The 22,784-nt window shown below is 69.4% G+C and carries 20 protein-coding genes; 7 read left to right on the top strand and 13 right to left on the bottom strand.

Annotation, left to right across the window (positions count from 1 at the left end; all coding sequences use genetic code 11):
• Positions 1 to 66 precede the first annotated feature (66 nt).
• The gene (aspS, locus tag ASG71_RS11035; protein ID WP_056739146.1) at positions 67 to 1,860 is read right to left on the bottom strand and encodes an aspartate--tRNA ligase; all 1,794 of its coding nucleotides are present in this window, start codon (positions 1,858 to 1,860) and stop codon (positions 67 to 69) included.
• A gap of 95 nt (positions 1,861 to 1,955) precedes the next feature.
• On the opposite strand from aspS, the gene ASG71_RS11030 reads away from it, so the two are divergent.
• Positions 1,956 to 3,242 (top strand): APC family permease, encoded by a 1,287-nt coding sequence (locus tag ASG71_RS11030; RefSeq protein ID WP_056739144.1) that lies wholly within the window; start codon positions 1,956 to 1,958, stop codon positions 3,240 to 3,242.
• Between the two features lie 19 nt (positions 3,243 to 3,261).
• Here the strand turns inward: ASG71_RS11030 and hisS are convergent, their stop codons facing one another.
• Positions 3,262 to 4,620, bottom strand: coding sequence for a histidine--tRNA ligase (hisS, locus tag ASG71_RS11025; protein ID WP_056739142.1), 1,359 nt, complete (start codon positions 4,618 to 4,620; stop codon positions 3,262 to 3,264).
• 236 nt (positions 4,621 to 4,856) lie between these two features.
• On the opposite strand from hisS, the gene ASG71_RS11020 reads away from it, so the two are divergent.
• The 3 genes from ASG71_RS11020 (at position 4,857) to ASG71_RS11010 (ending at position 7,891) form a co-directional block, all read left to right on the top strand.
• Positions 4,857 to 5,657: a peptidylprolyl isomerase gene (locus tag ASG71_RS11020; RefSeq protein ID WP_056739140.1), complete on the top strand. Its 801-nt coding sequence runs from the start codon at positions 4,857 to 4,859 to the stop codon at positions 5,655 to 5,657.
• Positions 5,658 to 5,717: 60 nt separating this feature from the next.
• Positions 5,718 to 7,184, top strand: a complete 1,467-nt coding sequence (locus ASG71_RS11015; RefSeq protein WP_056739138.1) for a DUF349 domain-containing protein — start codon at positions 5,718 to 5,720, stop codon at positions 7,182 to 7,184.
• A gap of 125 nt (positions 7,185 to 7,309) precedes the next feature.
• A complete protein-coding gene (locus ASG71_RS11010) occupies positions 7,310 to 7,891 on the top strand; it encodes a type IV toxin-antitoxin system AbiEi family antitoxin (protein WP_056739136.1) in 582 nt (193 codons plus the stop codon).
• 22 nt (positions 7,892 to 7,913) lie between these two features.
• On the opposite strand, the gene ASG71_RS11005 is transcribed toward ASG71_RS11010, so the two are convergent.
• The 9 genes from ASG71_RS11005 to pdxT all read right to left on the bottom strand — a co-directional run bounded on the left by ASG71_RS11005 (position 7,914) and on the right by pdxT (position 17,916).
• The gene (locus tag ASG71_RS11005) at positions 7,914 to 10,307 is read right to left on the bottom strand and encodes a RelA/SpoT family protein (RefSeq protein WP_056739135.1); all 2,394 of its coding nucleotides are present in this window, start codon (positions 10,305 to 10,307) and stop codon (positions 7,914 to 7,916) included.
• Positions 10,308 to 10,450: 143 nt separating this feature from the next.
• The gene (gene secF, locus ASG71_RS11000) at positions 10,451 to 11,458 is read right to left on the bottom strand and encodes a protein translocase subunit SecF (RefSeq protein WP_056739132.1); all 1,008 of its coding nucleotides are present in this window, start codon (positions 11,456 to 11,458) and stop codon (positions 10,451 to 10,453) included.
• Entirely contained in the window at positions 11,459 to 13,219 is a 1,761-nt protein-coding gene (secD, locus tag ASG71_RS10995) for a protein translocase subunit SecD (protein WP_056739130.1), read from the bottom strand. It lies immediately after the preceding gene.
• Positions 13,220 to 13,325: 106 nt separating this feature from the next.
• Complete coding sequence (yajC, locus tag ASG71_RS10990; RefSeq protein ID WP_056739128.1) at positions 13,326 to 13,754, bottom strand: preprotein translocase subunit YajC; 429 nt, start codon at positions 13,752 to 13,754, stop codon at positions 13,326 to 13,328.
• 222 nt (positions 13,755 to 13,976) lie between these two features.
• Positions 13,977 to 15,065, bottom strand: a complete 1,089-nt coding sequence (gene ruvB / locus ASG71_RS10985; protein ID WP_056739126.1) for a Holliday junction branch migration DNA helicase RuvB — start codon at positions 15,063 to 15,065, stop codon at positions 13,977 to 13,979.
• Positions 15,058 to 15,702, bottom strand: coding sequence for a Holliday junction branch migration protein RuvA (gene ruvA / locus ASG71_RS10980; protein WP_056739124.1), 645 nt, complete (start codon positions 15,700 to 15,702; stop codon positions 15,058 to 15,060). The genes ruvB and ruvA overlap by 8 nt, the downstream gene beginning before the upstream one ends.
• Positions 15,703 to 15,817: 115 nt before the next feature.
• Complete coding sequence (gene ruvC, locus ASG71_RS10975; RefSeq protein ID WP_056739122.1) at positions 15,818 to 16,456, bottom strand: crossover junction endodeoxyribonuclease RuvC; 639 nt, start codon at positions 16,454 to 16,456, stop codon at positions 15,818 to 15,820.
• Positions 16,453 to 17,208: a YebC/PmpR family DNA-binding transcriptional regulator gene (locus ASG71_RS10970; protein WP_056739120.1), complete on the bottom strand. Its 756-nt coding sequence runs from the start codon at positions 17,206 to 17,208 to the stop codon at positions 16,453 to 16,455. The genes ruvC and ASG71_RS10970 overlap by 4 nt, the downstream gene beginning before the upstream one ends.
• A gap of 3 nt (positions 17,209 to 17,211) precedes the next feature.
• Positions 17,212 to 17,916 carry a pyridoxal 5'-phosphate synthase glutaminase subunit PdxT gene (gene pdxT / locus ASG71_RS10965; RefSeq protein WP_056739118.1) on the bottom strand — a complete coding sequence of 235 codons (705 nt, stop codon included), beginning with the start codon at positions 17,914 to 17,916 and terminating at the stop codon, positions 17,212 to 17,214.
• 92 nt (positions 17,917 to 18,008) lie between these two features.
• Between pdxT and ASG71_RS10960 the strand changes: the two genes are divergently transcribed.
• Genes ASG71_RS10960 through ASG71_RS10950 form a run of 3 tightly spaced genes read left to right on the top strand, consistent with a single transcriptional unit; the run spans position 18,009 to position 20,699 of the window.
• Entirely contained in the window at positions 18,009 to 19,313 is a 1,305-nt protein-coding gene (locus tag ASG71_RS10960) for a Mur ligase family protein (protein ID WP_056739116.1), read from the top strand.
• Positions 19,310 to 20,107 (top strand): type 1 glutamine amidotransferase, encoded by a 798-nt coding sequence (locus ASG71_RS10955; RefSeq protein WP_157366395.1) that lies wholly within the window; start codon positions 19,310 to 19,312, stop codon positions 20,105 to 20,107. Before ASG71_RS10960 ends, ASG71_RS10955 begins: the two co-directional genes overlap by 4 nt.
• Positions 20,085 to 20,699, top strand: coding sequence for a GNAT family N-acetyltransferase (locus ASG71_RS10950; RefSeq protein WP_082575061.1), 615 nt, complete (start codon positions 20,085 to 20,087; stop codon positions 20,697 to 20,699). Before ASG71_RS10955 ends, ASG71_RS10950 begins: the two co-directional genes overlap by 23 nt.
• On the opposite strand, the gene ASG71_RS10945 is transcribed toward ASG71_RS10950, so the two are convergent.
• Complete coding sequence (locus ASG71_RS10945) at positions 20,626 to 21,465, bottom strand: alpha/beta fold hydrolase (protein ID WP_056739114.1); 840 nt, start codon at positions 21,463 to 21,465, stop codon at positions 20,626 to 20,628. The two genes, ASG71_RS10950 and ASG71_RS10945, sit on opposite strands and share 74 nt — an antisense overlap.
• 3 nt (positions 21,466 to 21,468) lie before the next feature.
• The gene (locus ASG71_RS10940) at positions 21,469 to 22,782 is read right to left on the bottom strand and encodes a CapA family protein (protein WP_056739113.1); all 1,314 of its coding nucleotides are present in this window, start codon (positions 22,780 to 22,782) and stop codon (positions 21,469 to 21,471) included.
• Between the last annotated feature and the right edge of the window lie 2 nt (positions 22,783 to 22,784).

Raw genomic sequence — 22,784 nt, 5'->3', positions numbered from 1 at the left:
CTACTTCTAAGAGACAGCAAAGGCTCCCCGGATACCCGGGAAGCCTTTGCTGATCGTCATGTCAAGCTACTTGGCGCCGTCCGCCGGAGGCGCGGCTTTCTTGGCCTCCGGCTTGAAGTCCACGCCGGCTTCCTTGCGCTGCTGGGCCGTGATCGGTGCCGGCGCCTGGGTCAGCGGGTCGTAGCCGCCGCCGGACTTCGGGAACGCGATGACGTCGCGGATCGAGTCCACGCCGGCGAGCAGCGAGACGACGCGGTCCCAGCCGAACGCGATGCCGCCGTGCGGGGGCGCGCCGAACTTGAAGCCCTCGAGCAGGAAGCCGAACTTCTCCTGCGCGTCCTCGTGCGAGAGGCCCATGACCTTGAAGACCCGCTCCTGGACGTCTCCCTGGTGGATACGGATCGAGCCGCCGCCGATTTCGTTGCCGTTGCAGACGATGTCGTACGCGTAGGCCAGGGCGGTTTCCGGATCGGTGTCGAAGCTGTCCATGAATTCGGGCTTGGGCGAGGTGAAGGCGTGGTGCACGGCCGTCCACTTGCCGCCGCCGACAGCGACGTCGCCGGAGGCGACCGCGGCCGCGGCCGGCTCGAACATCGGTGCGTCGACGACCCAGCAGAAGGCCCAGTCGCTCGGGTTGATCAGGCCGGTGCGGTGGCCGATCTCGACGCGGGCGGCGCCAAGCAGCGCCCGGGACGGGGTCTTCTCACCGGCGGCGAAGAAGATGCAGTCGCCGGGCTTGGCGCCGACCGCGGCGGCGAGGCCGGCACGTTCGGTCTCGGTCAGGTTCTTGGCCACGGGGCCGGCCAGCTCGCCGTCTTCCTTGAACAACACGTAGGCGAGGCCCTTCGCGCCGCGCTGCTTGGCCCATTCCTGCCAGGCATCGAGGGCGCGGCGGGCCTGCGAGGCGCCGCCCGGCATGACGACGGCACCGACGTACGGGGCCTTGAAGACGCCGAAGTTGGTGTCCTTGAAGAACTCGGTGAGCTCGGTGAGCTCCAGGCCGAAGCGCAGGTCCGGCTTGTCCGAACCGTAGCGGGCCATCGCGTCGTTGTACGTGATGCGCTGGATGGGCGTCGGGATCTCGACGTCGATCAGCTTCCACAGCGCCTTCACGATGCTTTCGCCGAGGTTGATGATGTCGTCCTGCTCCACGAAGCTGGCTTCGATGTCGAGCTGGGTGAATTCCGGCTGGCGGTCCGCGCGGAAGTCCTCGTCACGGTAGCAGCGGGCGATCTGGTAGTACTTCTCGAAGCCGCCGACCTGCAGGAGCTGCTTGAAGAGCTGGGGCGACTGCGGCAGGGCGTACCACGAGCCCGGCGCGAGGCGGGCGGGCACGACGAAGTCGCGGGCGCCTTCCGGCGTCGAGCGCGTCAGCGTGGGCGTCTCGATCTCGACGTAGCCGTCCTGGTGCAGCAGTTCGCGGGCCACGCGGTTGGCCTCGGAGCGCAGCCGCAGGTTGCGGGCGGGGCCGGGGCGGCGCAGGTCCAGGTAGCGGTGCTTGAGGCGGGCCTCCTCGCCGACCTCGACGTGCTCGTCAATCTGGAACGGCAGCGGGTCGGAGGTGTTCAGGATGGTGACCTTCTCGGCCATCACCTCGATCTCGCCGGTGGCCAGCGCCGGGTTCTCGTTGCCCTCCGGGCGCTTGGCAACCGTGCCGATAACCTGCAGCACGAACTCGTTGCGGAGGCCGTGGAAGACCTCTTCCTCACGGACGACGACCTGGGCGACGCCCGAGGCGTCGCGCAGGTCCACGAAAGCGACACCACCGTGGTCACGACGCCGGCCGACCCAGCCGGCGAGGGTTACGGTTTGTCCAATGTGCTCGGAACGAAGCGATCCGAGGTCGTGTGTGCGCAGCACAGCTCGCCTTTCAGCAGGAAAACAGGTGGTATTAGGGTGGACCGTTGCGGGAACGGTCCCGTTTGAGTTTACCCGCTGGAAAGGACCCTTCCGCCATGGCCCTCCCTCCCACCCCGCCGGGGCAGCTGCAGCGCCGCCTCGGCGTGGTCGATTCCACCGCGATCGGCCTCGGGTCGATGCTGGGGGCCGGCGTGTTCGTGGTGTTCTCCCCCGCCGCGGCCCTGGCCGGTGGGCTACTGGCCGTCGCGGTCGCCGTGGCCGGGGTGGTGGCCTACTGCAACGCCGTCGCCTCCGCCCAGCTCGCCGCCCGGTATCCCTCCAGCGGAGGTACCTACGTCTACGGCCGCCGGCAGCTGGGCGAATGGCCGGGGTTCATCGCCGGCTGGGGGTTCGTGACCGGAAAAACCGCGTCCTGCGCCGCGATGGCCCTGACCTTCGGGCACTACGTGGCGCCGGGTTTCGCCACCCCGATCGCGGTGGCCGCCGTCGTCGTGCTGACCGGCGTGAACCTGCTCGGCATCACGCGAACCGCGGTGCTGACCAAGATTCTGCTGGCCGTCGTGCTCGCCACCATCGCGTTCGTGGCGGCCGCGGCGCTGATCGGCCCGCACCCGGCCGGCGCGGGCGCGGCGTCCGGGACCCTGGCATCCGGGATGACGGCGGCCGGGGCGTGGGGCGTGCTCCCGGCGGCCGGGCTGATGTTTTTCGCCTTCGCCGGCTACGCACGGATCGCCACCCTGGGCGAGGAGGTCAAGGACCCGGCGACGACGATCCCGCGCGCCATCCTCGCGGCCCTCGCCGGGGCGTTCGTCATCTACCTTGGCCTGGCTGTGCTGTTGCAGTGGCACCTGCCCGCGGACCGGCTGGCCGCCTCCTCCGCCCCGCTGCTGGACGCCGTCGCGGACTCCGGGCTGCGCGCCGGCGTGCCGCTGGTCCAGGCGGGGGCCGCCGCCGCGTGCCTGGGCGCGCTGCTGGCCCTGATCACCGGGGTTGGCCGGACGACGATGGCGATGGCCCGGGAACGCGACCTTCCCCCTGTCCTGGCCCGGGTGGGCGGGCCGCACACGGTCCCGTTCGTTGCCGAACTCGCCGTGGCTGCGGCGGTGATCGTTCTGCTGCTGACCACCAACGTGCTGACCGTGGTGGGCTTCTCCAGCTTCGGGGTACTGGTCTACTACGCGGTGGCCAACGCCGCCGCGTTTACCTTGACCGGCCCGCGCCGCTTCGCCCCCCGCTGGCTCAACGTCCTGGGCTTCGCCGGCTGCGTGGTCCTGGCGCTGACGCTGCCGCCGGCCTCGGCGCTGGGCATGGCCGGGGTGCTGGCGGCGGGGATCGCCGGGCGGGCGCTGGTGCTGCGGCTCCGGGCGCGCAGCGGGGCCTGACCCGGCCTAGGCAGTACAGCTAGGCCCGGGTCACCCGGACGTGCAGGTCCTCCTCGGCCGGGGCCCAGGTGGCGGGGTCGGCGTCGACCTGCTCGCCGGTGCGGATGTCCTTGACCTGGTGCTTGCCGTCGTCATCGGTGAACCACACGAACGGAATGCCGCGGCGGTCAGCGAACTTGATCTGCTTGCCGAACTTCTCGGCCTTCGCCGCTACCTCGGTCGCGATCCCGCGGGCGCGCAACTGCGCCGCAACATCCTGCGCGGCGCCCCAGCTGCCGTCGTCGTTCAAGGCCACCAGCACGGCCGTGGGGACGGCCCGGGAAGCCTTGGCCAGGTCCTGGCTGAGGATCCGGGACACCAGCCGGGTCACGCCGATGGAGAGCCCGACGCCGGGGAACTTGCGGTTGCCCTTGCTCGCCAGCGCGTCGTAACGGCCGCCGGAACAGATCGAGCCGAGCTGCTCGTGGCCCACCAGGACGGTCTCGACGACGGTGCCGGTGTAGTAGTCGAGGCCGCGGGCAATGCTGAGGTCCGCGACCACTTTGCCCGGGGCGCGCTGGACCGCGGCGGCGATGACCTGCTCCAGTTCGTTCAGGCCCTCCTCGAGCAGCTCGTTGCTCACGCCGAGGGCCCGGACCTGTTCGACGAACGAGGTGTCCGCGGTGCGGATGCCGGCGAGCTTCAGCGCGGCCTGCGCCTGCTCCCCGGTGGCGCCAAGCTCCGACTTGAGCAGCTCGGCGACCTTGGCGGGACCGATTTTCTCCAGCTTGTCGATGCTGCGCAGCACCCCGGCGGTGTCGGTGAGGCCGATGCCGTTGTAGAAGCCTTCGGCCAGCTTGCGGTTGTTGATCCGGAGCAGGAAGTCCGGGATCGGCAGGGCGGACAGGGCCTCGGCGATCACCAGCGCGATCTCGACGTCGTAGCGGAACGGCAGCTCGCCGTCGCCGACGATGTCGATGTCAGCCTGGGTGAACTCGCGCGCCCGGCCCTCCTGCGGGCGCTCACCGCGCCAGACCTTCTGGATCTGGTAACGGCGGAACGGGAAGGCCAGGTAGCCGGAGTTCTCCACCACGTACCGGGCGAACGGCACAGTGAGATCGAAGTGCAGGGCCAGCGCGTGCGGGTCCGCCTTGTGTGACGTGCCGGCCGCATCCGCAGCGTCGCCTGCGTCGTCCTGGAGCCGGCTGAGGCCGTAGACCTCCTTGTCGATCTCCCCCTTGCGCAGCAGCTGCCCGACGGTTTCCACGGCGCGCGTCTCAATGGACGAGAAGCCGTGCAGCTCGAAGGTCCGCCGCAGGGTGTCCAGCACATGCAGTTCCACCAACCGCTCCTCGGGAAGCCACTCGGGGAATCCGGACAGGGAGGCGGTGCGTGCCATGGTGGAATTTTCTCCTTGGGTTACGACGGCGGCGGGAAGGTGCGCGGGCGCAGCGGCCGCGGCGTCCCGCGCAGACCGGCCGGTCATGCATAAACTGTGTGCGGCAGTCAGTTTATGCGCTCGGCGCGCTCATCTCTAATGCGGCGGCGCCCGGACAGTACTGCCGGCAGCTCGCGCGCTGCACCGGACCGGCGCCCCGGCGCTGACCGGGTGCGGCCCTATTTCCAGGAGGACTTTTGGCGGCCAGTTCACGCAGTGCCCGTGAGGCCAAGCGGCGCGTCCAGCAGATGGAGGCCAAGCGGGAGCTGCGCCGTGACCAGGACCGGCGGCGGAAACGCGACAACATCGTCGCCGCCGCGGGCGGCGGCGCTGCCCTTGTCCTGGCGCTGGTGCTGCAGCTCGCCGTGTTCTCCGGCAACCCGAGCGAGGACGACTTCAAGGCCGCCGAAGCCGGCCTGGAGAGCCCCACCGCCAGCCCGTCCGCCGCCGCGAGCAACGGGCCGGACATCCCGAAGCCGGAGACCGCGGCCGGCAAGATGTTCACCGGCACGCTGGCGCTGAACCGCGGCAGCCTCGGCGTCGAACTGGACGGCACGAAGGCCCCGCAGACCGCCGCCGTCTTCAAGTCCCTCGCGGACCAGGGCTTCTACAAGGGCCTGAGCTGCCACCGGCTGACCACCGGGGAGTCCTTCGGTGTGTTGCAGTGCGGGTCCAAGTCCGGCGACGGCAGCGGCGACCCTGCCTACACGTGGGGCCCGCTGGAAAACACACCGGCCGACAACAAGTACCCGGCCGGCACCATTGCCGTGGCCCGGACCGGCGGGAACGCCTACGGCAACGGAACCCAGTTCTTCATCGTTTACAAGGACACCCAGATCCCCGCCGACGCGGCCGGCGGCTACACTGTCGTCGGCAAGGTCACCTCCGGACTCGACGTGGTCAGCAAGATCGCTGCGGCGGGAATTAAACCGGGTTCCAGCGCAACGGACGGCGCACCTAAAGAACCAGTCACGATAGACTCGTTCTCTCTGAAGTAACCAGCCGGGCCCGTGTGGCCACGGTGCCGGTATTTCCCTCCAAGCGAAAGACTTCTAGCGGTGACAGACAGTCAGAAATCCGACGAAACAGTAGCAGCAGCTGCCAACCAGACCGAGGCCCCGGCCACGGCCCCCGAGGCAGGTGCGGCAGCCCCGGCCCCCGCGCCGTCGCCTGCGCCGCGCCCCGCGCCCTCTCCGGCGGCGTTCGCCGCCCGGCCGAAGGCCGCGCCGTCCCCCGTGGTGACCGCTGCCGCTGCCGCGTCCAGCGCCGCCTCCCTGGCCGAAGCGTCCCGCTGGGGCCGGGTGGAAGGAGACGGCCACGTCTTCCTGACCATCGACGGCGAGGAGCACCCGGTCGGCCAGTACCCGGGTGTCAGCGATGACGAGGCGCTGGGCTACTTCGCGCGCAAGTACGACGACGTCCTCGCCCAGATCGTCCTGCTCGAGCAGCGGGTGGCGTCGAAGGCGCCGGCCACCGACATGCAGAAGACCGTGACGCACCTGCGGGAAATCCTTGCCGAGCGCAACATGGTGGGCGACCTTCGCGCCGCCGAGGCCCGCCTGGATACCCTCTCCGGCCAGATCGCCGACCTCGAGAAGACGGAAAAGGCCGAGCACGACGCCGTCCGCGCCGCCGAGCTCGCCGCCCGCGAGGCGATTGTCGCCGAAGCCGAGCAGATCGCAGGGAACGACCCCGCCCAGACGCAGTGGAAGACCTCGAGCGCGCGGATGAACGAGCTATTCGAAAGCTGGAAGACCGCCCAGAAGAGCGGGGTCCGGCTGGGCCGCAGCAACGAGGACGCCCTCTGGAAGCGGTTCCGCGCCGCCCGTACCGTCTTTGACCGGCACCGCCGCGCGTACTTCTCCCAGCTGGACAGCACCAACTCCGCGGCGAAGGCCGCCAAGGAGAAGCTGATCGCCGAGGCGGAGGCACTGTCTTCCTCCACCGAGTGGGGCTACGCCGCCGGCGAGTACCGGCGCCTGATGGACCAGTGGAAGGCCTCGCCGCGTGCCAGCCGCAAGGACGACGACGCGCTGTGGGCCCGCTTCCGCGCGGCCCAGGACGTCTTCTTCACCAACCGGCAGGCCGCCAACGACGAGATCGACCAGGAATACGGCGCGAACCTCGTGGTGAAGGAAGCCCTGCTGGCCGAGGCGAACGAGCTCCTGCCGATCAAGGACCTCGCCGCCACGAAGAAGGCCCTGCAGTCCATCCGCGACCGCTGGGAAGACGCCGGCAAGGTCCCGCGGGCCGACATGGGCCGGATCGAAGCGGGCCTGCGGAAGGTCGAGGACGCCGTCCGCCACGCCGAGGACGAGAACTGGAAGCGGTCCAACCCGGAAACCAAGGCCCGCACCAACAGCGCCCTGACCCAGCTGGAATCCGCCATCGCAGGCCTCAAGGACGACCTGGCCAAGGCCGAGAAGGCCGGGGACGAGCGGAAGATCGCGGCGGCCCGGGAAGCCCTCGAGGCGCGCCAGGCCTGGCTGGAGCAGCTTGAGCGCTCCGCCAGCGAACTCTCCTAGCAGTACAGCGCCGCGAGGCAGCTGCCGCCCGGCAGCCACTGCCGAAGGACAGGCTCCGTCCCGGTTATCCACATGACCGGAACGGGGCCTGTCCTGTGTTCCGGCCCGGACGCGACGATTGCTGCATGGTTCTGCCGCACGCTGCCGACGACGCCTTCGAGGTGCTCTACTCCCCCGGCCGGCTCTTTTCCTGGCCGGAGTTGCAGGCAATGGCGGCCGACGGCGTGCTCGTCCGGTTCGCCCAGCGCGGGTTCCTGCCGCCCGGCGCGCAGTCAACTCCGCGGCTCCGCGCCCGGGCCGTCGCCTGCGCCCTTCCGGCACCGATCCGGCAGCGCGTCGTGGCGGGCCGGATGACCGCGGCCTGGATTTTCGGCTGCGCGCCCGAACCGGACCGGCTCGCCCTGCTGGTGGACGCCAACCGCCGGGTTTCGAGCCTGCGGGCCACCCGCGGCTGCAGTTTCCATGAGGTCAAGCTCGGACCGTTCGACGTCGTGAGCCTCGGCGGGCTGCTGGTGTCCAGCCCGCTGCGGACCGCGGTGGATATCGCCCTGCATGTCGAGCCCGGGCGGGCGCTGCCGGCCCTGCAGGCCTTCCTCGACGCGCCCGGGCTGGGCATCCGCACTGGCCTGCTGCGCCGCGCCGTCGAAGCAGTGCCGCGGCTGCCGTACCGGAAGACCGCCTTGGAGACGCTGGCCGCCCTCGAGTGACCAGACGCCCCGGCTGCCGGCGTCAGCTGCGGCGGCGGTTTCCGGTGGTGCGGTAGACGTCGAAGACACCGTCGATCCGTCGGACCGCGCTGAGCACGTGGCTCAGGTACTTCGGATCTCCCATCTCGAAGGCGAACTTCGAGATCGCGACCCGGTCGGTCGAGGTATGCACGCTGGCGGCAAGGATGTTGACGTGGTTCTCGGAGAGCACCCGGGTGACGTCGGACAGCAGCGACTTGCGGTCCAGGGCCTCGACCTGGATTTCGACCAGGAAGACGCTGGACTGCGTCGGCGCCCACTCCACTTCGACGATCCTGTCCGGCTGGTCCATCAGGCCGGACACGTTCGTGCAGTCGGTGCGGTGGACCGAAACGCCGGAGCCGCGGGTGACGAAGCCCAGGATCGGGTCCGGCGGCACCGGGGTGCAGCACCGCGCCAGCTTCACCCAGACGTCGTCGACGCCGCGGACCACGACGCCGGAGTCGGAGTACCGGGTCTTGCTGACCTGGGCGGGGATGGAGACCTCGGTGAGGTCGTCCTCGGGGGTGTCGTTGCCGCCGAGGCTCTCGACGAGCCGTTCCATCACGGACTGGGCGGAGGTGTGCCCGTCGCCGACGCCCGCGTAGAGACCGGAGATGTCCGTGTACTTGAAGTCCTCGGCAATCGCGGCGAGGGCGTCGTGGGTCATCAGGCGCTGCAGCGGCAGGTTCTGCTTGCGCATCGCCTTGGTCAGCAGCTCCTTGCCGCGGTCGATCGCCTCCTCGCGGCGCTCCTTGCTGAACCACTGCCGGATCTTGTTCCGGGCCCGGGCGCTCTTGACGAAGTGCTGCCAGTCCTGGCTGGGTCCGGCGCCTTCGGCCTTGGAGGTGAAGATTTCCACCCAGTCGCCGTGATTCAGTTCGCTGTTGAGCGGGACGAGCTTGCCGTTGACGCGCGCGCCGATCGTGCGGTGCCCGACCTCGGTATGCACGGCGTAGGCGAAGTCCACCGGCGTCGAACCGGCCGGCAGTGCCATCACCTCACCCTTGGGGGTAAAGACGAACACTTCGCGGGCGTTGATCTCAAAGCGCAGCGAATCGAGGAACTCGCCCGGGTCGGAGGTTTCCTGCTGCCAGTCCACGAGCGAGCGGAGCCAGCCCATGTCGCCGTCGCGCGGGCTGCCCGGCCCCGCGGCGGTGCGGTTGGGCTGGTCCTTGTATTTCCAGTGCGCCGCGACACCATACTCGGCGCGGCGGTGCATCTCGTGCGTGCGGATCTGGATCTCCACCGGCTTGCCGCCCGGACCGATCACCGTGGTGTGCAGTGACTGGTACATGTTGAACTTGGGCATCGCGATGTAGTCCTTGAACCGGCCCGGCAGCGGGTTCCAGCGCGAATGCATGGCCCCCAGCGCCGCGTAGCAGTCCCGGACCGAGTCCACCAGCACCCGGACGCCCATCAAGTCGTTGATGTCGTCGAAATCCTTATCCCGGACGATCATCTTCTGGTAGATCGAGTAGTAGTGCTTTGGCCGGCCCGTGATGGTGGCCTTGATCTTGGCTGCCCGCAGGTCCTCGGTGATTTGGTTGCGGATGACGGCGAGGCTCTTCTCCCGCTCGGGGGTCCGCTCCCCGACCATCCGGACGATTTCCTCGTAGACCTTCGGGTAGAGCGCCGCGAAGGACAGGTCCTCCAGCTCCCACTTGATCGTGTTCATGCCGAGCCGGTGCGCCAGCGGGGCAAAGATCTCCAGGGTTTCGCGGGCCTTGCGCGCCGAGGATTCGGCCGAGACGAAGCGCCAGGTCCGGGCGTTGTGCAGCCGGTCGGCGAGCTTGATCATCAGGACCCGGATGTCCTTGGCCATCGCCACGACCATCTTGCGCACCGTCTCGGACTGGGCGGCTTCGCCGAAGCTCACCTTGTCCAGCTTGGTGACGCCGTCCACCAGCATCGCGACCTCAGGCCCGAATTCACCCTTCAAGTCCTCCAGCGTGTAGGAGGTGTCCTCGACCGTATCGTGCAGCAGCGCGGCGGCGAGGGTGGTGCCGTTCAGGCCGAGTTCGGCCAGGATGGTGGCGACGGCAACCGGGTGGGTGATGTACGGGTCCCCGCTTTTACGCTTCTGTCCGCGGTGGCAGCGTTCCGCGACGACGAAGGCACGCTGGATGAGTTCAAAGTCGTCTTTAGGGTTGTTGGCGCGTACGGTCCGCAGCAGCGGCTCGAGGATGGGTGAGTAGGCGGGGGTGCCGCGGCCGGTGAGGCGGGCCAGCCGCGAGCGGGTGCGTTCGCGGCGGCCCGGGAAGGTGGACCGGGCTCCGGTGTTGTCGACGGGCACGGCCGTGTCGGAACGGCCGTCAGCCACGACGCCGGTACCCGGCCCCTGGCCGGAGGCCTTTTCCGCCGGGGCGGCTGGCGCCGGCGTCGAACGATCTTCCACAGAAGCAACCTCTCAAAACCCGTTAATTATTCAAGTCTATTCCCGCGGCAGGATACTTCGATAACCGCGCCTCCTACGCAGACGGGCCGGAGGACGCCACAAGGACGTTCTCCGGCCCGTCGGGCGCTTCTGTACCGCGGCGGTCAGGCCGTGGCGGGTGCCTGCCTGGCGGGGTCGGCGGCACGGCGCTGCTGGACGCGCTTGGCCTGCTTGACCAGGTCCGGCTCGCCCTGGCGCAGCCACGCGTACAGCGGCGCGGCGACGAAGATGGTCGCGGCGGTGCCGATCAGGATGCCGACGAACAGGGCCAGCGAGAGGTCGCGCAGCGTACCGGCGCCGAGCAGCCCCGCGCCGATGAAGAGGATCGCGCCGACCGGCAGGATCGCCACCATCATGGTGTTGATGGAACGCACCAGGGTCTGGTTCACGGCGAGGTTGACTTCCTCGGCGAAGGTGCGCCGGGTGGATGCCTGCAGGTCCGCGGTGTTTTCCCGGATCTTGTCGAAGACGACCACGGTGTCATACAGGGAGTAGCTGAGCACGGTGAGGAAGCCGATGATCGCCGAGGGGGTGACTTCGAAATCGCTGAGCGAGTACACGCCGGCGGTGATGAACATCGTCACGGCCATGCCGGCGAGGGCGGACAGGGACATCTTCCAGGTCCTGAAGTACAGCGCCATGAGGACCGCTGCGAGACCGACGAAGATGGCCAGGCCGATCAGCGCCTGCTTGGTCACGTCCGCGCCCCAGGTCGGGCCCACGAAGGTGGAGGTCACCTCGTTGTCGGTGACGCCGTACGCCTTGGTGAGCCCGTCCTTGATCCGGAGCGTCTCGTCGTCGCTGAGCTTGTCCGTCTGGATCCGCATCGTGTTGCCGGCGACGTTGGCCACGCGCGGCAGGGTGCCGGAGACGACGTCCTGGACGGCCTTCTCGCCGAGGGCCGGGTCGCGGTCCTTGACGTTGGAGACCGTGAATTCGGAGCCGCCCCGGAACTCGATGCCGAGGTTGAACCCGCCCTTGACGACCGGCAGCAGGATCGACAGCGCTACGGCGGCCGCGGCGACGAGGAACCAGATCTTCTTGGCCCCGACGAAGTCGTAGGATCGCTTGCCGGTGTAGAGGTCGTTGCCGAATGTGGCGAAGCTGGCCATTTACTTGCCTTCCTTGGACGCGCTCTTGCTGGAGCCGGCGAGTTGTTCCTGCCGTTCCGCGAGCCGCCGTTCTGCGATGGTCATGCGGCGTTCGGCCTCGGCCGCGGCACCGGTGTTCTTGGCGCGCGGGGCGGCGACGGGCCGCTCCTCCGGCGTGCGGATCCGCCCGGCACCCCGGTAGAGGGGCACGGCGCCGAGCCGCTTCGGGTCCAGGCCGGAGAACTTGTGGCCTTCACCGAAGAACTTGGTCCGGGCCAGCAGCTGCAGGGTCGGGTGCGTGAACATGAAGACCACGATCAGGTCGGCGATCGCCGTCAGGCCCAGGGTGAACGCGAAGCCGCGGACGTTGCCGACGGCGACGAAGTAGAGCACCAGGGCGGCCAGCAAGTTCACGGCCTTGGAGGCCAGGACGGTGCGCTTGGCACGCTTCCAGCCGTTCTCCACGGCGGAGACCAGGCCACGGCCCTCACGCAGTTCGTCGCGGATGCGTTCGAAGTAGACGATGAAGGAGTCGGCCGTCTGGCCGATGGCCACGATGATGCCCGCCACGCCTGCCAGCGAGAGCCGGTAGTTCTCGGTCCAGCCGAGGATCGCGATGGCCAGGTAGGTCAGCGCGCCGGCGACGACGAGGGAGGCGACGGTGACGAAGCCGAGCGCCCGGTACTGGAACAGCGAGTAGACCACGACCAGCAGCAGGCCGATCAGGCCGGCCAGCATGCCCATGCGCAGCTGCTCACCGCCGAGCGTGGCGGAGATCTGCTGCTCGCTCTGGATATCGAAGCTGATCGGCAGGGCGCCGAAGCGGAGCTGGTCGGAGAGCGCCTTGGCGGACTGCTCGGTGAATCCGCCGGTGATCTGCGGGCGTCCGTCGGTGATGACCGCCTGCGACCGCGGGGCGGAGATGACCTGGTCGTCCAGGACGATGGCGAACTGCGCCTTCGGGTCCGAGCCGGTCTCGCCGCCGGCGTCGACGTAGAACTTGTTCAGCCGTTCGGTGACCGTCTTGAACTTTGCGGTGCCCTCGTCGTCGAACTGGATGTCGACGGCCCACTCGTTGGTGACGGCGCCCTGGGCGCCGCGCTGCAGCTGGAAGGACGAGGACTTGATGTTCGAGCCCTTGACCTCGACCGGGCCCAGGATGTACTTGATCGCGGGCCGGCCCTCGGCGGCGGGTTCGCAGGTGACCAGCGGCTTGGCCGGGTCGGAGCGTTCCTGCTTGTCCTGGGACGGGTTGTCGCAGTCGAGCGCCTCGAACTTCTTGTAGACGTCCGCCGTGACCCAGTTCTCGTCGCTGCCGTTCTTCGGGGCGGCGGTGGGCTTGGGCAGTTTCGCCGCCGGGGTCCGGGACGCTTCGGGCACCGGAGCGCCGGCGCCGGCCTGGATCACCGGGCGGAAGTTCATGTCGGCGGAGGCCTGGATCAGCTTGCGGGTTTCCTTGGAGGGGGTGCCCGGCAGGCTGACGATGACGTTGCGCCCGGACTGCGTGCTGATCTCGGCTTCCGCGACGCCGGAGCCGTCCACGCGCTGGCGGATGATCGCCACCGCCTGGTTCAGTTGCTCTTCGTTAATGTCCGAACCGCCCGCTACCTTGGGCGCCAGGATCATCTGGGTGCCGCCTTCAAGGTCCAGGGCCAGCTTCGGGGCCCAGCTTGCCTGCCCGGCCATGGTGCCGCCCGCGAGGACGGCCGTCAGGACGGCGAGGATAACGCCAAGCCAGACCAGCACCCGAAGGGCTGAATTTTTGGGGCCAGTTCGTGCCATTGTCGATCTTTCTATTGTTTACGGAAGAACCGCCGGCGGGCCCTGACGGGCCGGCGCCGGCGGATGCCCGCGCACCGTAGCTCCGCGGGATAGCTCAGGAGGCAGACTAGCTGTCTTTCCGGCCTTCATCGTTCAGGCGGCGCAGGGTTTCGTCCGGAGTTTCGTTGCGCGGTGTCTCGGCGGCGGGGGCTGCGCCTTCGACGCCGTCGACCGTTGCGTCGGTCTTCCCGAGGGTCAGCGAGGAGGCGTCGTCGGGAACAACCGTGGGCTCCGTGGCGGCGGCTGCCGGCTCAACGATCTTCGTGACGGCCTGACGGTGCACCGTGGCGGTGTTGCCCGGGGAGAGCTCAAGCAGGACCTTGTTCTCGGCTTCATCGATCTCGACGATGCGGCCGAACAGGCCGAAGCTGGTCATGACCTCGACTCCGGGGCCGAACTTCGACTGGAGCTCTGCCTGCTGCTGCTGCGTCTTCTTGTTGCGGCGGAACATCATGAAGACGAACACGCCGAGCATGACGAACAGGAGAATTGTCATTGGATCCAAGGGAAAGTTCCGTTCTGTACTTGCAAGCTGATTGAGGGCATCATCCGCTTCGTTCCGGGGCGGCCCGGGGCTGCCCGGGAAGGACCTAAGCAGGAAACCTAGCGGGACTACCTCGCCCGGCCTGCGACGGCCGGCAGGAACCGCACACGGAAACAAAGGCCCGAACGTGCCGAGCGTCATACCAGTCTAAAGGGAAAAGCCTAAGCGTGAGTGCTACTGCGGGTTACGGATCCATTCCGGATCCGCTTCCTCCGCGCCGTCGGCGGCCTGGAACAGCTCCAGCGGGTCCTGGCCGGCCACCCCGGCCGGCACCGCGTAGCCCAAGTGCGTCCACGCGGCCGGCAGGGCGATCCGCCCGCGCGGGGTGCGGCCGAGCAGTCCCTCGCGGACCAGGTATGGCTCGGCGACCGTCTCCACCGTTTCGGTTTCTTCACCGACGGCGATCGCCAGGGTCGACAGTCCCACCGGACCGCCGCCGAACTTGGTGATCAGCGCCTCCAGCACGGACCGGTCCAGCCGGTCCAGGCCGCGCTTGTCGACCTCGTACATGTCCAGGGCCGCCGACGCCGCGCGCGCGTCGATCTGGTCGACGCCGTGCACCAGCGCCCAGTCCCGGACCCGGCGCAGCAGCCGGTTCGCGATGCGCGGTGTCCCCCGGGAGCGGCCGGCGATCTCGCTGAAGCCGGCGGAATTGACCTTCAGGTCCAGCAGGCCGGCGGAGCGGCGCAGCACGAGCTCAAGTTCCTCGACGGCGTAGAACTCCAGATGGCCGGTGAAGCCGAAGCGGTCCCGAAGCGGCCCGGGCAGCAGCCCCGCGCGGGTGGTGGCACCGACCAGGGTGAACGGCGGCAGTTCCAGCGGGATGGCGGTCGCGCCGGCGCCTTTGCCGACGACGATGTCGACCCGGAAGTCCTCCATGGCCATGTACAGCATTTCCTCGGCGGGGCGGGACATCCGGTGGATCTCGTCGAGGAAGAGGACCTCACCTTCGGAGAGCGAGGACAGGATGGCGGCCAGATCGCCGGCGTGCTGGATCGCCGGGCCGCTGCTGATCCTCAGCGGGGCGTTCATTTCGGCGGCGATGATCATCGACAGCGTGGTCTTCCCCAGGCCGGGCGGGCCGGAGAGGAGCACGTGGTCTGCGCTGCGACCCCGCATCCGGGATGCTTCCAGGACGAGCGACAGCTGCTTCCGGACCCGGTGCTGTCCGACGAAGTCGTGCAGGTTCTTCGGCCGCAGGGCGGCCTCGATGGCGCGTTCCTCGGGTTCCTCTCCCCCGGCGACCAGGGATGGTTCAGCCACGGGCGCCTGCCCGGTTCCCGGCGCGTGCCCCGTCCTGGCCGAGCCAGCGGAGCGTGGCGCGCAGGATTTCGGCAACGTTGCCCTGCTCGGCGAGGTCGGGGGAATCGGCCAGCGACTTGTCGATGCTGCTGGCGGCGTCCTTCTCGGACCAGCCCAGGCTGGTCATGGCGGCGATGACCTGAGGTTTCCAGACCGCCTCGGCGGACACGGCCGGCACGGAGGCTCCGGGAGTGCCGTGCGGCACCAGTTTGCCGGCAAGCTCCAGGACGATCCGGCCGGCGACCTTGGGCCCGATGCCGGGGACCTTGGTGAAGGCCTTGTTGTCCCCGGAGTGGGCGGCGACCCGGATGGCCTCGGGGTCGTGGACGGCGAGCACGGCCAGCGCGAGCCGGGGACCGACGCCGCTGACGCTGAGCAGGATGTCAAAGACCTCGCGCTCGTCGTCGCTGCCGAAACCGAACAGTGTCAGCGAGTCCTCGCGCACGATCAGCGAGGTGAACAGCTTGCCCTCGTCACCGACCCTGAGCCGGCTGAGGGTCTGCGGGGTGGCATTCACGCTCATGCCGGCGCCGTTGAGGTCGATGACTGCCGAGGACAGGCCGACGTGCGCCACCGTGCCGCGGAGAAAACTGATCAAGGCCTGGCTCCTGGGGTTACAGCTGGGGTCCAGCTGAGCTCTTACCGCCGGTACGGCCGGCACGCGCCGTCCATCCGAACATATCTACGAATACCCTAGCAAGCGGCCCGGACATTCAGCGCGCACGGCGCGCTTTGGCTTCCGCGTCCGCCCAGGCCCGCTGGGCTGCCGTGAGCGACCGGCCGCCGGGGGCGGCGTCGGCCCAGGCCCGCTGGGCGGCGGTGAGTGACTGGCCACTGGGTGCCGCGGCGCCTGCGCTCCTGCCCGACGTCGCGCCGCCGGCACGCCAGGCGTGCGTGATGGCCAGCGCCAGGGCATCGGCCGCATCGGCGGGCCGGGGCGGGGCGTCCAGCCGCAGGATTTTAGTCACGAGCTTGGTGACTGCGTCCTTGTTGGAGGTGCCGCTGCCGGTAACGGCGGCCTTGACCTCCGACGGAGTGTGCAGGGCTACCGGGATGCCGCGGCGGGCGGCGGCGGCGATGACCACGCCGGAGGCCTGGGCTACGCCCATTACCGTGCTGACGTTGAGCTGGGAGAAGACGCGTTCGACGGCGAGGACGTGCGGTTCGTGCTTGTCGAGCCAGTCGTCGATGGAGGTCGCGATCACCAGCAGCCGCTGGTCGAGCTCCTCCTCCGGGGAGGTGCCGACGACCCCGTAGGCCACCATCGTGGCCCGGCGGTTCTTCTCGACGTCCACGACGCCGATCCCGCAGCGGGTGAGGCCGGGGTCGACGCCGAGGACGCGAAGGGTCACTCGGCTTCCAGTGCGGCCTGCACGTCGTCGCTGAGGTCGGCGTTGCTGTAGACGTTCTGCACGTCGTCGAGCTCTTCGAGCGCGTCCACCAGCTTCATGAACTTCTTGGCAGCGTCCAGGTCCAGCGGCACCTGCATGGAGGGCACGAACTCGGCCTCGTCGGTGTCGTACTCGATGCCGGCTTCCTTGAGCGCCTCGCGGATGGCCTGCAGGTCGTTCGGCTCCGAGTGGATTTCGAAGCTGTCGCCGTTGTCCTTGACTTCCTCGGCGCCGGCGTCGAGGACTGCCATCAGCACGTCGTCTTCGGTGAGGCCGTTCTTCGGCAGCGAGACGACGCCCTTGCGGGAGAACAGGTAGCTGACCGATCCCGGGTCCGCGATGGTGCCGCCGTTGCGGGAAATCGCGAGCCGGACCTCGGAGGCGGCGCGGTTCTTGTTGTCGGTAAGGCACTCGATCAGCAGCGCCGAGCCCTGCGGGCCGCGGCATTCGTACATGATCTCGGTGTAGTCGACGACCTCGCCGGTCAGGCCGGCGCCGCGCTTGATGGCGCGGTCGATGTTGTCGTTGGGGACCGACGTCTTCTTGGCCTTGGTGACCGCCAGTTCGAGCCCGGGGTTGCCGGCCAGGTCGGGTCCGCCCATGCGTGCCGCGACTTCGATGTTCTTGATCAGCTTGGCGAACGACTTGGCCCGGCGGCTGTCAATGATGGCCTTTTTGTGCTTGGTCGTCGCCCATTTGGAGTGGCCTGACATGCTTTATGCTTCTCCTCTGATCATTCGAATAAACAGTTCGTGCACCCGCTTCTCCCCCGTCACTTCCGGGTGGAAGGAGGTGGCCAGCAGCTTGCCGGAACGCACTGCAACAATTCTAGCCGTCCCGTCGAGGGATTCCGGGTGGCCGGCGAGGGATGGTTCGACCTTGGCCAGCACCTCCACGCCCGGACCGACGCGCTCGACCCAGGGACCGCGGATGAACACGGCGTGCACGGGATCGACGCCGCCGGCCGCGCCCGCGCTGAACTCGAGGCCCTTGAAGACGAGGTCGGTTTCAAACGATTCGCGCTGCCGCCCGAAGGCGTTGCGGCGCACGGTGATGTCGAGCCCGCCGAAGGTCTGCTGCGGGTTGCCGGCCAGGTCGGTGGCCGGATCCGCGATCTCCTCGGCGAGCAGGATCATCCCGGCGCAGGAGCCGTACACGGGCAGCCCGGCGCGGATTCGCTCACGCAGCGGGTCACGGAGTTCAAAGGTCCTGGCCAGCTTGTCGATGGTCGTCGATTCCCCGCCGGGAATAATCAGGCCGTCCAGGCCGTCCAGTTCGGCGGGCCGGCGGACGCCGATGCCGGCAGCGCCGGCGGCCTCCACCGCGTTCAGGTGTTCGCGGAAGTCGCCCTGGAGGGCCAGGACGCCGATCCGCAGGCCGGAGCCCACGCGGGAGCCGGGCGCAGAAAGGGGGGTGGTCATCCTGCCAGCATAGTGCCAGGCGGAGCCGGGAGCCGCACCCGGGCCCGGCCCCGGGCCGGGTTCCATGCCGCTGCTGGGATATATTACAAACCATGCTCTACTTCAGCGTTCCGCTCGGCAAACTCGTCCGCCGGGTGTCCCGGCTCCGGGGCGGAGGCTCTGCCCTCCCCGGCCTGGTGGTCGAAAAGATCGACCCGGGGTTTATGCAGCGGACGCTCGCCACCCTCCCGCTTGGCGTCGCCGTCGTCAGCGGCACCAACGGCAAGACCACCACCACCAAGATGGTCGTGGAACTGCTGGAAAGCCAGGGCCTGAAGGTCTTCACCAACCGCACCGGCAGCAATTTCACCCGCGGCGTGGCCGCGGCGCTGCTGGGCGAGGTGGACTGGCGGGGCCGGCTTAATGCCGATATCGCCGTGCTGGAACTCGATGAGGCCCACGCCGTGCACTTCGTCAACAAGGTTCCGCCGCGCTACTGCCTGCTCCTGAACGTCCTGCGCGACCAGCTGGACCGGTTCGGCGAGATCGACAAGACCGCGGAACTGCTGCAGCACATCGCGGCGAAAACCACCGGCACCGTGGTGCTCAACCGCGAGGACCCGCGGGTGGCGCGGATCGCCGACACCCTCGGCGAGGGCACGGCCAACGCGCCGCAGGTACGTTATTTCGGCCTCGACGACTCGCTGCTGAGCACCTTTCCCAACGACGACGAACTGCGCGCCGCGCCGGGCAGCCCGGTGCCGGCGGCACCCCCCAAGCCGGCCGCCGACGTCGTGCTTCGCCGGGTGGGCGCCGACGACGCCGACTTCGAATACGACGGCGCCACGGTCAGCACGCACATGCTGCTGCGGGGCGTCTACAACATCTTCAACGCGGCGGCGGCCCTCACCCTCGCCCGGGCCATCGGTGGCCGGGACGGAGCGGCAGCCGACAACGGGCGCCTGCTGACGGCCCTGGCCCGGGTGGCGCCGGCGTTCGGCCGCGGCGAAAGCCTGGTGGTGGACGGCCTGCCGCTTGACCTGGTGCTGGTCAAGAACCCCAGCGGGTTCCGGCTGGGCCTGAAGTCCTTCCCGGCGGCCGGCTACGCCACGATGATCGCAATCAACGACAACTACGCCGACGGCCGGGACATGTCCTGGCTGTGGGACGTGGAGTTCGACACCCTGCGCGACGGCGGCGTGGACCAGCTGTCCGGGTCCCGCGCCTACGACATGGCGCTGCGACTGCAGTACGACGACGTCGCCATCGGCGCGGTGGACACCGAGATCGCCCCGGCGCTGGCCGCCTTCATCCGCGGAGCCAAAGACAAGCCCAAGCGGATCTTCTGCACCTACACCGCCATGCTGGCTATCCGCCGCGAGCTGTCCAAAATCACCACAGTGGAGGTGGTCTCATGACCCCGGCGTCCCCCGAAACCCCTGACGGGCTCTCCTTCGGCCACGAACTGCCGCCGGCGGACTCCCCCGCGCCCGGCAAGGGCACCATCCGCGTGCTCCAGCTCTATCCGCGCGACATGAACATCTACGGCGACTGGGGCAACGCCCTGGTCCTGGCCCAGCGGCTGCGCTGGCACGGCTACACCCCCGAACTGCTGGAGTACAACGTCGGTGACGAATTTCCCGACGGCGTCGACCTGATCGTCGGCGGCGGCGGCCAGGACAGCGGCCAGCTGGTGATCCAGGACGATCTGCTCACCCGCGGGCCCCTGCTGAAGGACCTCGCCGACGACGGCCTGCCCATGCTGGTGATCTGCGGGCTGTACCAGCTCTTCGGGAAGTTCTTCAAGACCCGGACCGGAGCGGTTATCCCCGGGATCGGCGTCCTCGACGTGGAGACCCACGGCACGGACGAACGGCTCATCGGCAACGTGTCGGTCTCCTCCCCCGAATTCGGGACCGTGCTGGGCTACGAGAACCACAGCGGCCAGACCACGCTGGGCCCGGACGTCACACCGCTGGGCACCACCGCCAAGGGCACCGGCAATAACAGCAGCGACGGGCAGGAAGGCGCCCGCTACCGGAACGTCGTCGCCAGCTACCTGCACGGTTCGCTGCTGCCGAAGAACCCGGCACTGGCGGATTTCCTGATCCAGACGGCAGTGGAGCGCAAGTACGGCAGCTTCACGCCCGGCGCCCCGGACGACACGTACGCCGTGCTGGCCCGCGAACATGCCGCCCGCCGCCCCCGCTGACACCCAGGCACTGCAGTCCGGGGCCATCGACGTCGCCCGGGACGACCCGGCGCGGACCGACGTGCTCGGGCTGCTGGGCGAGCACCTCGCGGACATGTTCGCCACGTCCCCGCCCGAGAGCGTGCACGCCCTCGACCCGGCGGCGCTGGCCGGCGCCGACATCACTTTCTGGACCGCGCGTCCGGCTCCGCACGGCAGCGGGCTGCTGCTCGGCTGCGGGGCGCTGAAGGAGCTGGACCCCCTCAGCGGCGAAATCAAATCGATGCGGACGGCGCAGCACGCCCGCGGCCAAGGCGTCGCCGCCCTGCTGCTGGACCGGATCCTGGCCGAAGCCCGCGCCCGCGGCTACCGGCAGGTGTTCCTGGAGACCGGCAGCCAGGACTACTTCGCGCCCGCCCGGCGGCTCTACGCCCGGCACGGCTTCACGGCCTGCCCGCCCTTCGCCGGATATGTCCAGGACCCGAACAGCGTCTTCATGGAACGCAGCCTCAACGGCTATCCGGCCCGGTCCAGCACCCTCACCAATCGCGCAGCTGTGCCGCAAACTCCGCGGGCCGGGTGGCCGGCCACCAGTGGCCGCTGTCGACCCTGACCACCCGCAGGTCATCCACCCAGTCCTGCAGCCCGTCGAGCAGGTCCGGGCTGAGGAAGGGATCCCTGACCGGGGCCACGACCTGCACCGGGAGGGTCACCCGCGCGGCCGGCGGCCAGTGCCGGCCGGGGCGGAAGTTGGCCCGGTAGAGCGCCAGCCCGCGGACCGGGTCGTTTCCCACGCCGCGCTTGGCGGTCCGCTCGTAGCGCCGGGCCAGCACCAGCCGCCACGCGGCCTCGGGCAGCACCGGGACCAGGAAAGCGGCGATGTACCAGCTCCGCAGCAACTGCCCGGCCAGCTGCGGCCACGCCCGGGCGTTTCGCAGCCGGGAACGCACCCAGCGGGAGTAATGGCGCAGATCAGGCCCGGAGATGGACGTGTAGCGGCTGATCCGGCCGGCGGCCCGCGGGTCCTGGACGGCGGCCCAGCCCTGGATGGATCCCCAGTCGTGGCCCACCAGGTGCACACCGGAGGCGCCGACGGCGGCCAGCACCGCATAGAGGTCGTCCACCAGGGTGGCCAGGGCGTAGTCGCCCGGTGTGGCGGTGACAGCGGACGCGCCGGCGTTTCGGGTGTCGTACGCGATCACGTGGTGCGTTGCGGCCAAATCCCTGATCGCGGCGGCGAACACCCGGTGGTCGTCCGGGTAGCCATGGACCAGCAGCAGCGTCGGAACAGCCGGGCCGGGCGCCGGGCCGTATTCGTAGACGGCCAGTTCCGCTCCTGCCGCCGTGACCGTCCGCCGTCGTTCCTGCAGCGTGCCCACGGCCTAGCGTTCCTTGGTGATCAGCAGTTCGTGCGCCCCGGCGGCCGCCGCGCCCATGGACTCGACGACGGTCCGGGTCCGCGTTCTCGTCGCGGCGTCCGCGGCGGCACCGGCGCATGGACCCTGCGGGGCGTCGGAGGCGACCGAACACCACCGGTAGGGGTCCCGGACGATGACGGACGGTACCCAGCCCAGGTCGGAGGCGGACCACTTGCCGGCGGCGTCCTGGCTGAACTGTGCCCGCACCAGCAGGCCCTCGTTGTTGACCACGTACCACGGCGAGAGCTCGGTAACGCCGTTGCCCAGCCCGTAGGCGATCCAGGTCCCCTTGTAGCGTTCGATCGGCAGGACCGAGTGGGTGTGGTGGCCGTAGATCATGGTGAACTGGCCGCTGTCCACAAGGGCGTGCGCCACGGTGCGCTGTTCGGCGTTAGGCGCGCTGGCGTACTCATCGCCGGCGTGCATGACGCCGAGCACAATGTCTGCACCGAGCGCCCGCGCCTTCCTGGCCTTGGCGATCATCGCCGCCGGGTCGAGCATGTCCACCTGCCAGGCGTGCTCCGGGAGCTGGCCGTTCAGCCCGTAGGCCCCCTCGATCACGGCGATTTTGGCCGCGGGGGTCTGCAGGATCATCACCTCGCGGGACTCGGCTTCGCTGCGGTAGGAGCCGGTGTGCTGCAACCCAGCTGCATCGAGCGCGTCCAGGGTGCGGACCAGCCCCGCCGTGCCCTGGTCGATCGTGTGGTTGCTCGCGGTGGTGCAGGCCTGGTAGCCGACCTGCTTCGCGGCCGTGATGATCTGCGGCGGCACGTTGAAGGAGGGGTAGGCGGAGAACGGCCCGGTGGGGCTGGAGACCGGCGTCTCCTGGTGGCAGACCGCGAGGTCGCTCTTGGCAATGTACCGGCGCTGGCCCGCCAGCAGCGGCTCAAAGTCCAGTCCCTTGGCGCCGGCGGCGAGGGCGTCCGCGCGGGCCTGCTCCCAGAGCTGCGTGTGGACCAGCATGTCGCCGGTCACCAGGACGGAGGCGCAGCGGACCCCCGGGCACGCCGGGCCCTTCCCCGGCGTCGGGGTGGGCGACGGGCTCGGGGTCGAGGACTCCGCGGCGCCGGGCGTGGACTGGCCGCCCTGCCCCGCCCCGGACGGCGTCCCGGCCGACGAGGCCGTGTTTTTTCCCGCGGATGTGCCCGCGGAGGCACCCGGGGCTTCCGCACTCGGGTTTGAGGCCAGGCCGCAGGACGCCAGCGAGGCGGCAAGGACAAGGGCCGCCGGTCCGGCAAGCAGTAGCCGGCCGGGCCGGAAGGAGGAGATGGTTCGCATTC

Origin of the sequence: Arthrobacter sp. Soil763 (genome assembly GCF_001428365.1) — a bacterium.
GTDB lineage: Bacteria > Actinomycetota > Actinomycetes > Actinomycetales > Micrococcaceae > Arthrobacter.
The sequence above is the reverse complement of the archived record's forward strand: the minus strand, read 5'-3'. Positions and strand labels throughout refer to the sequence as shown.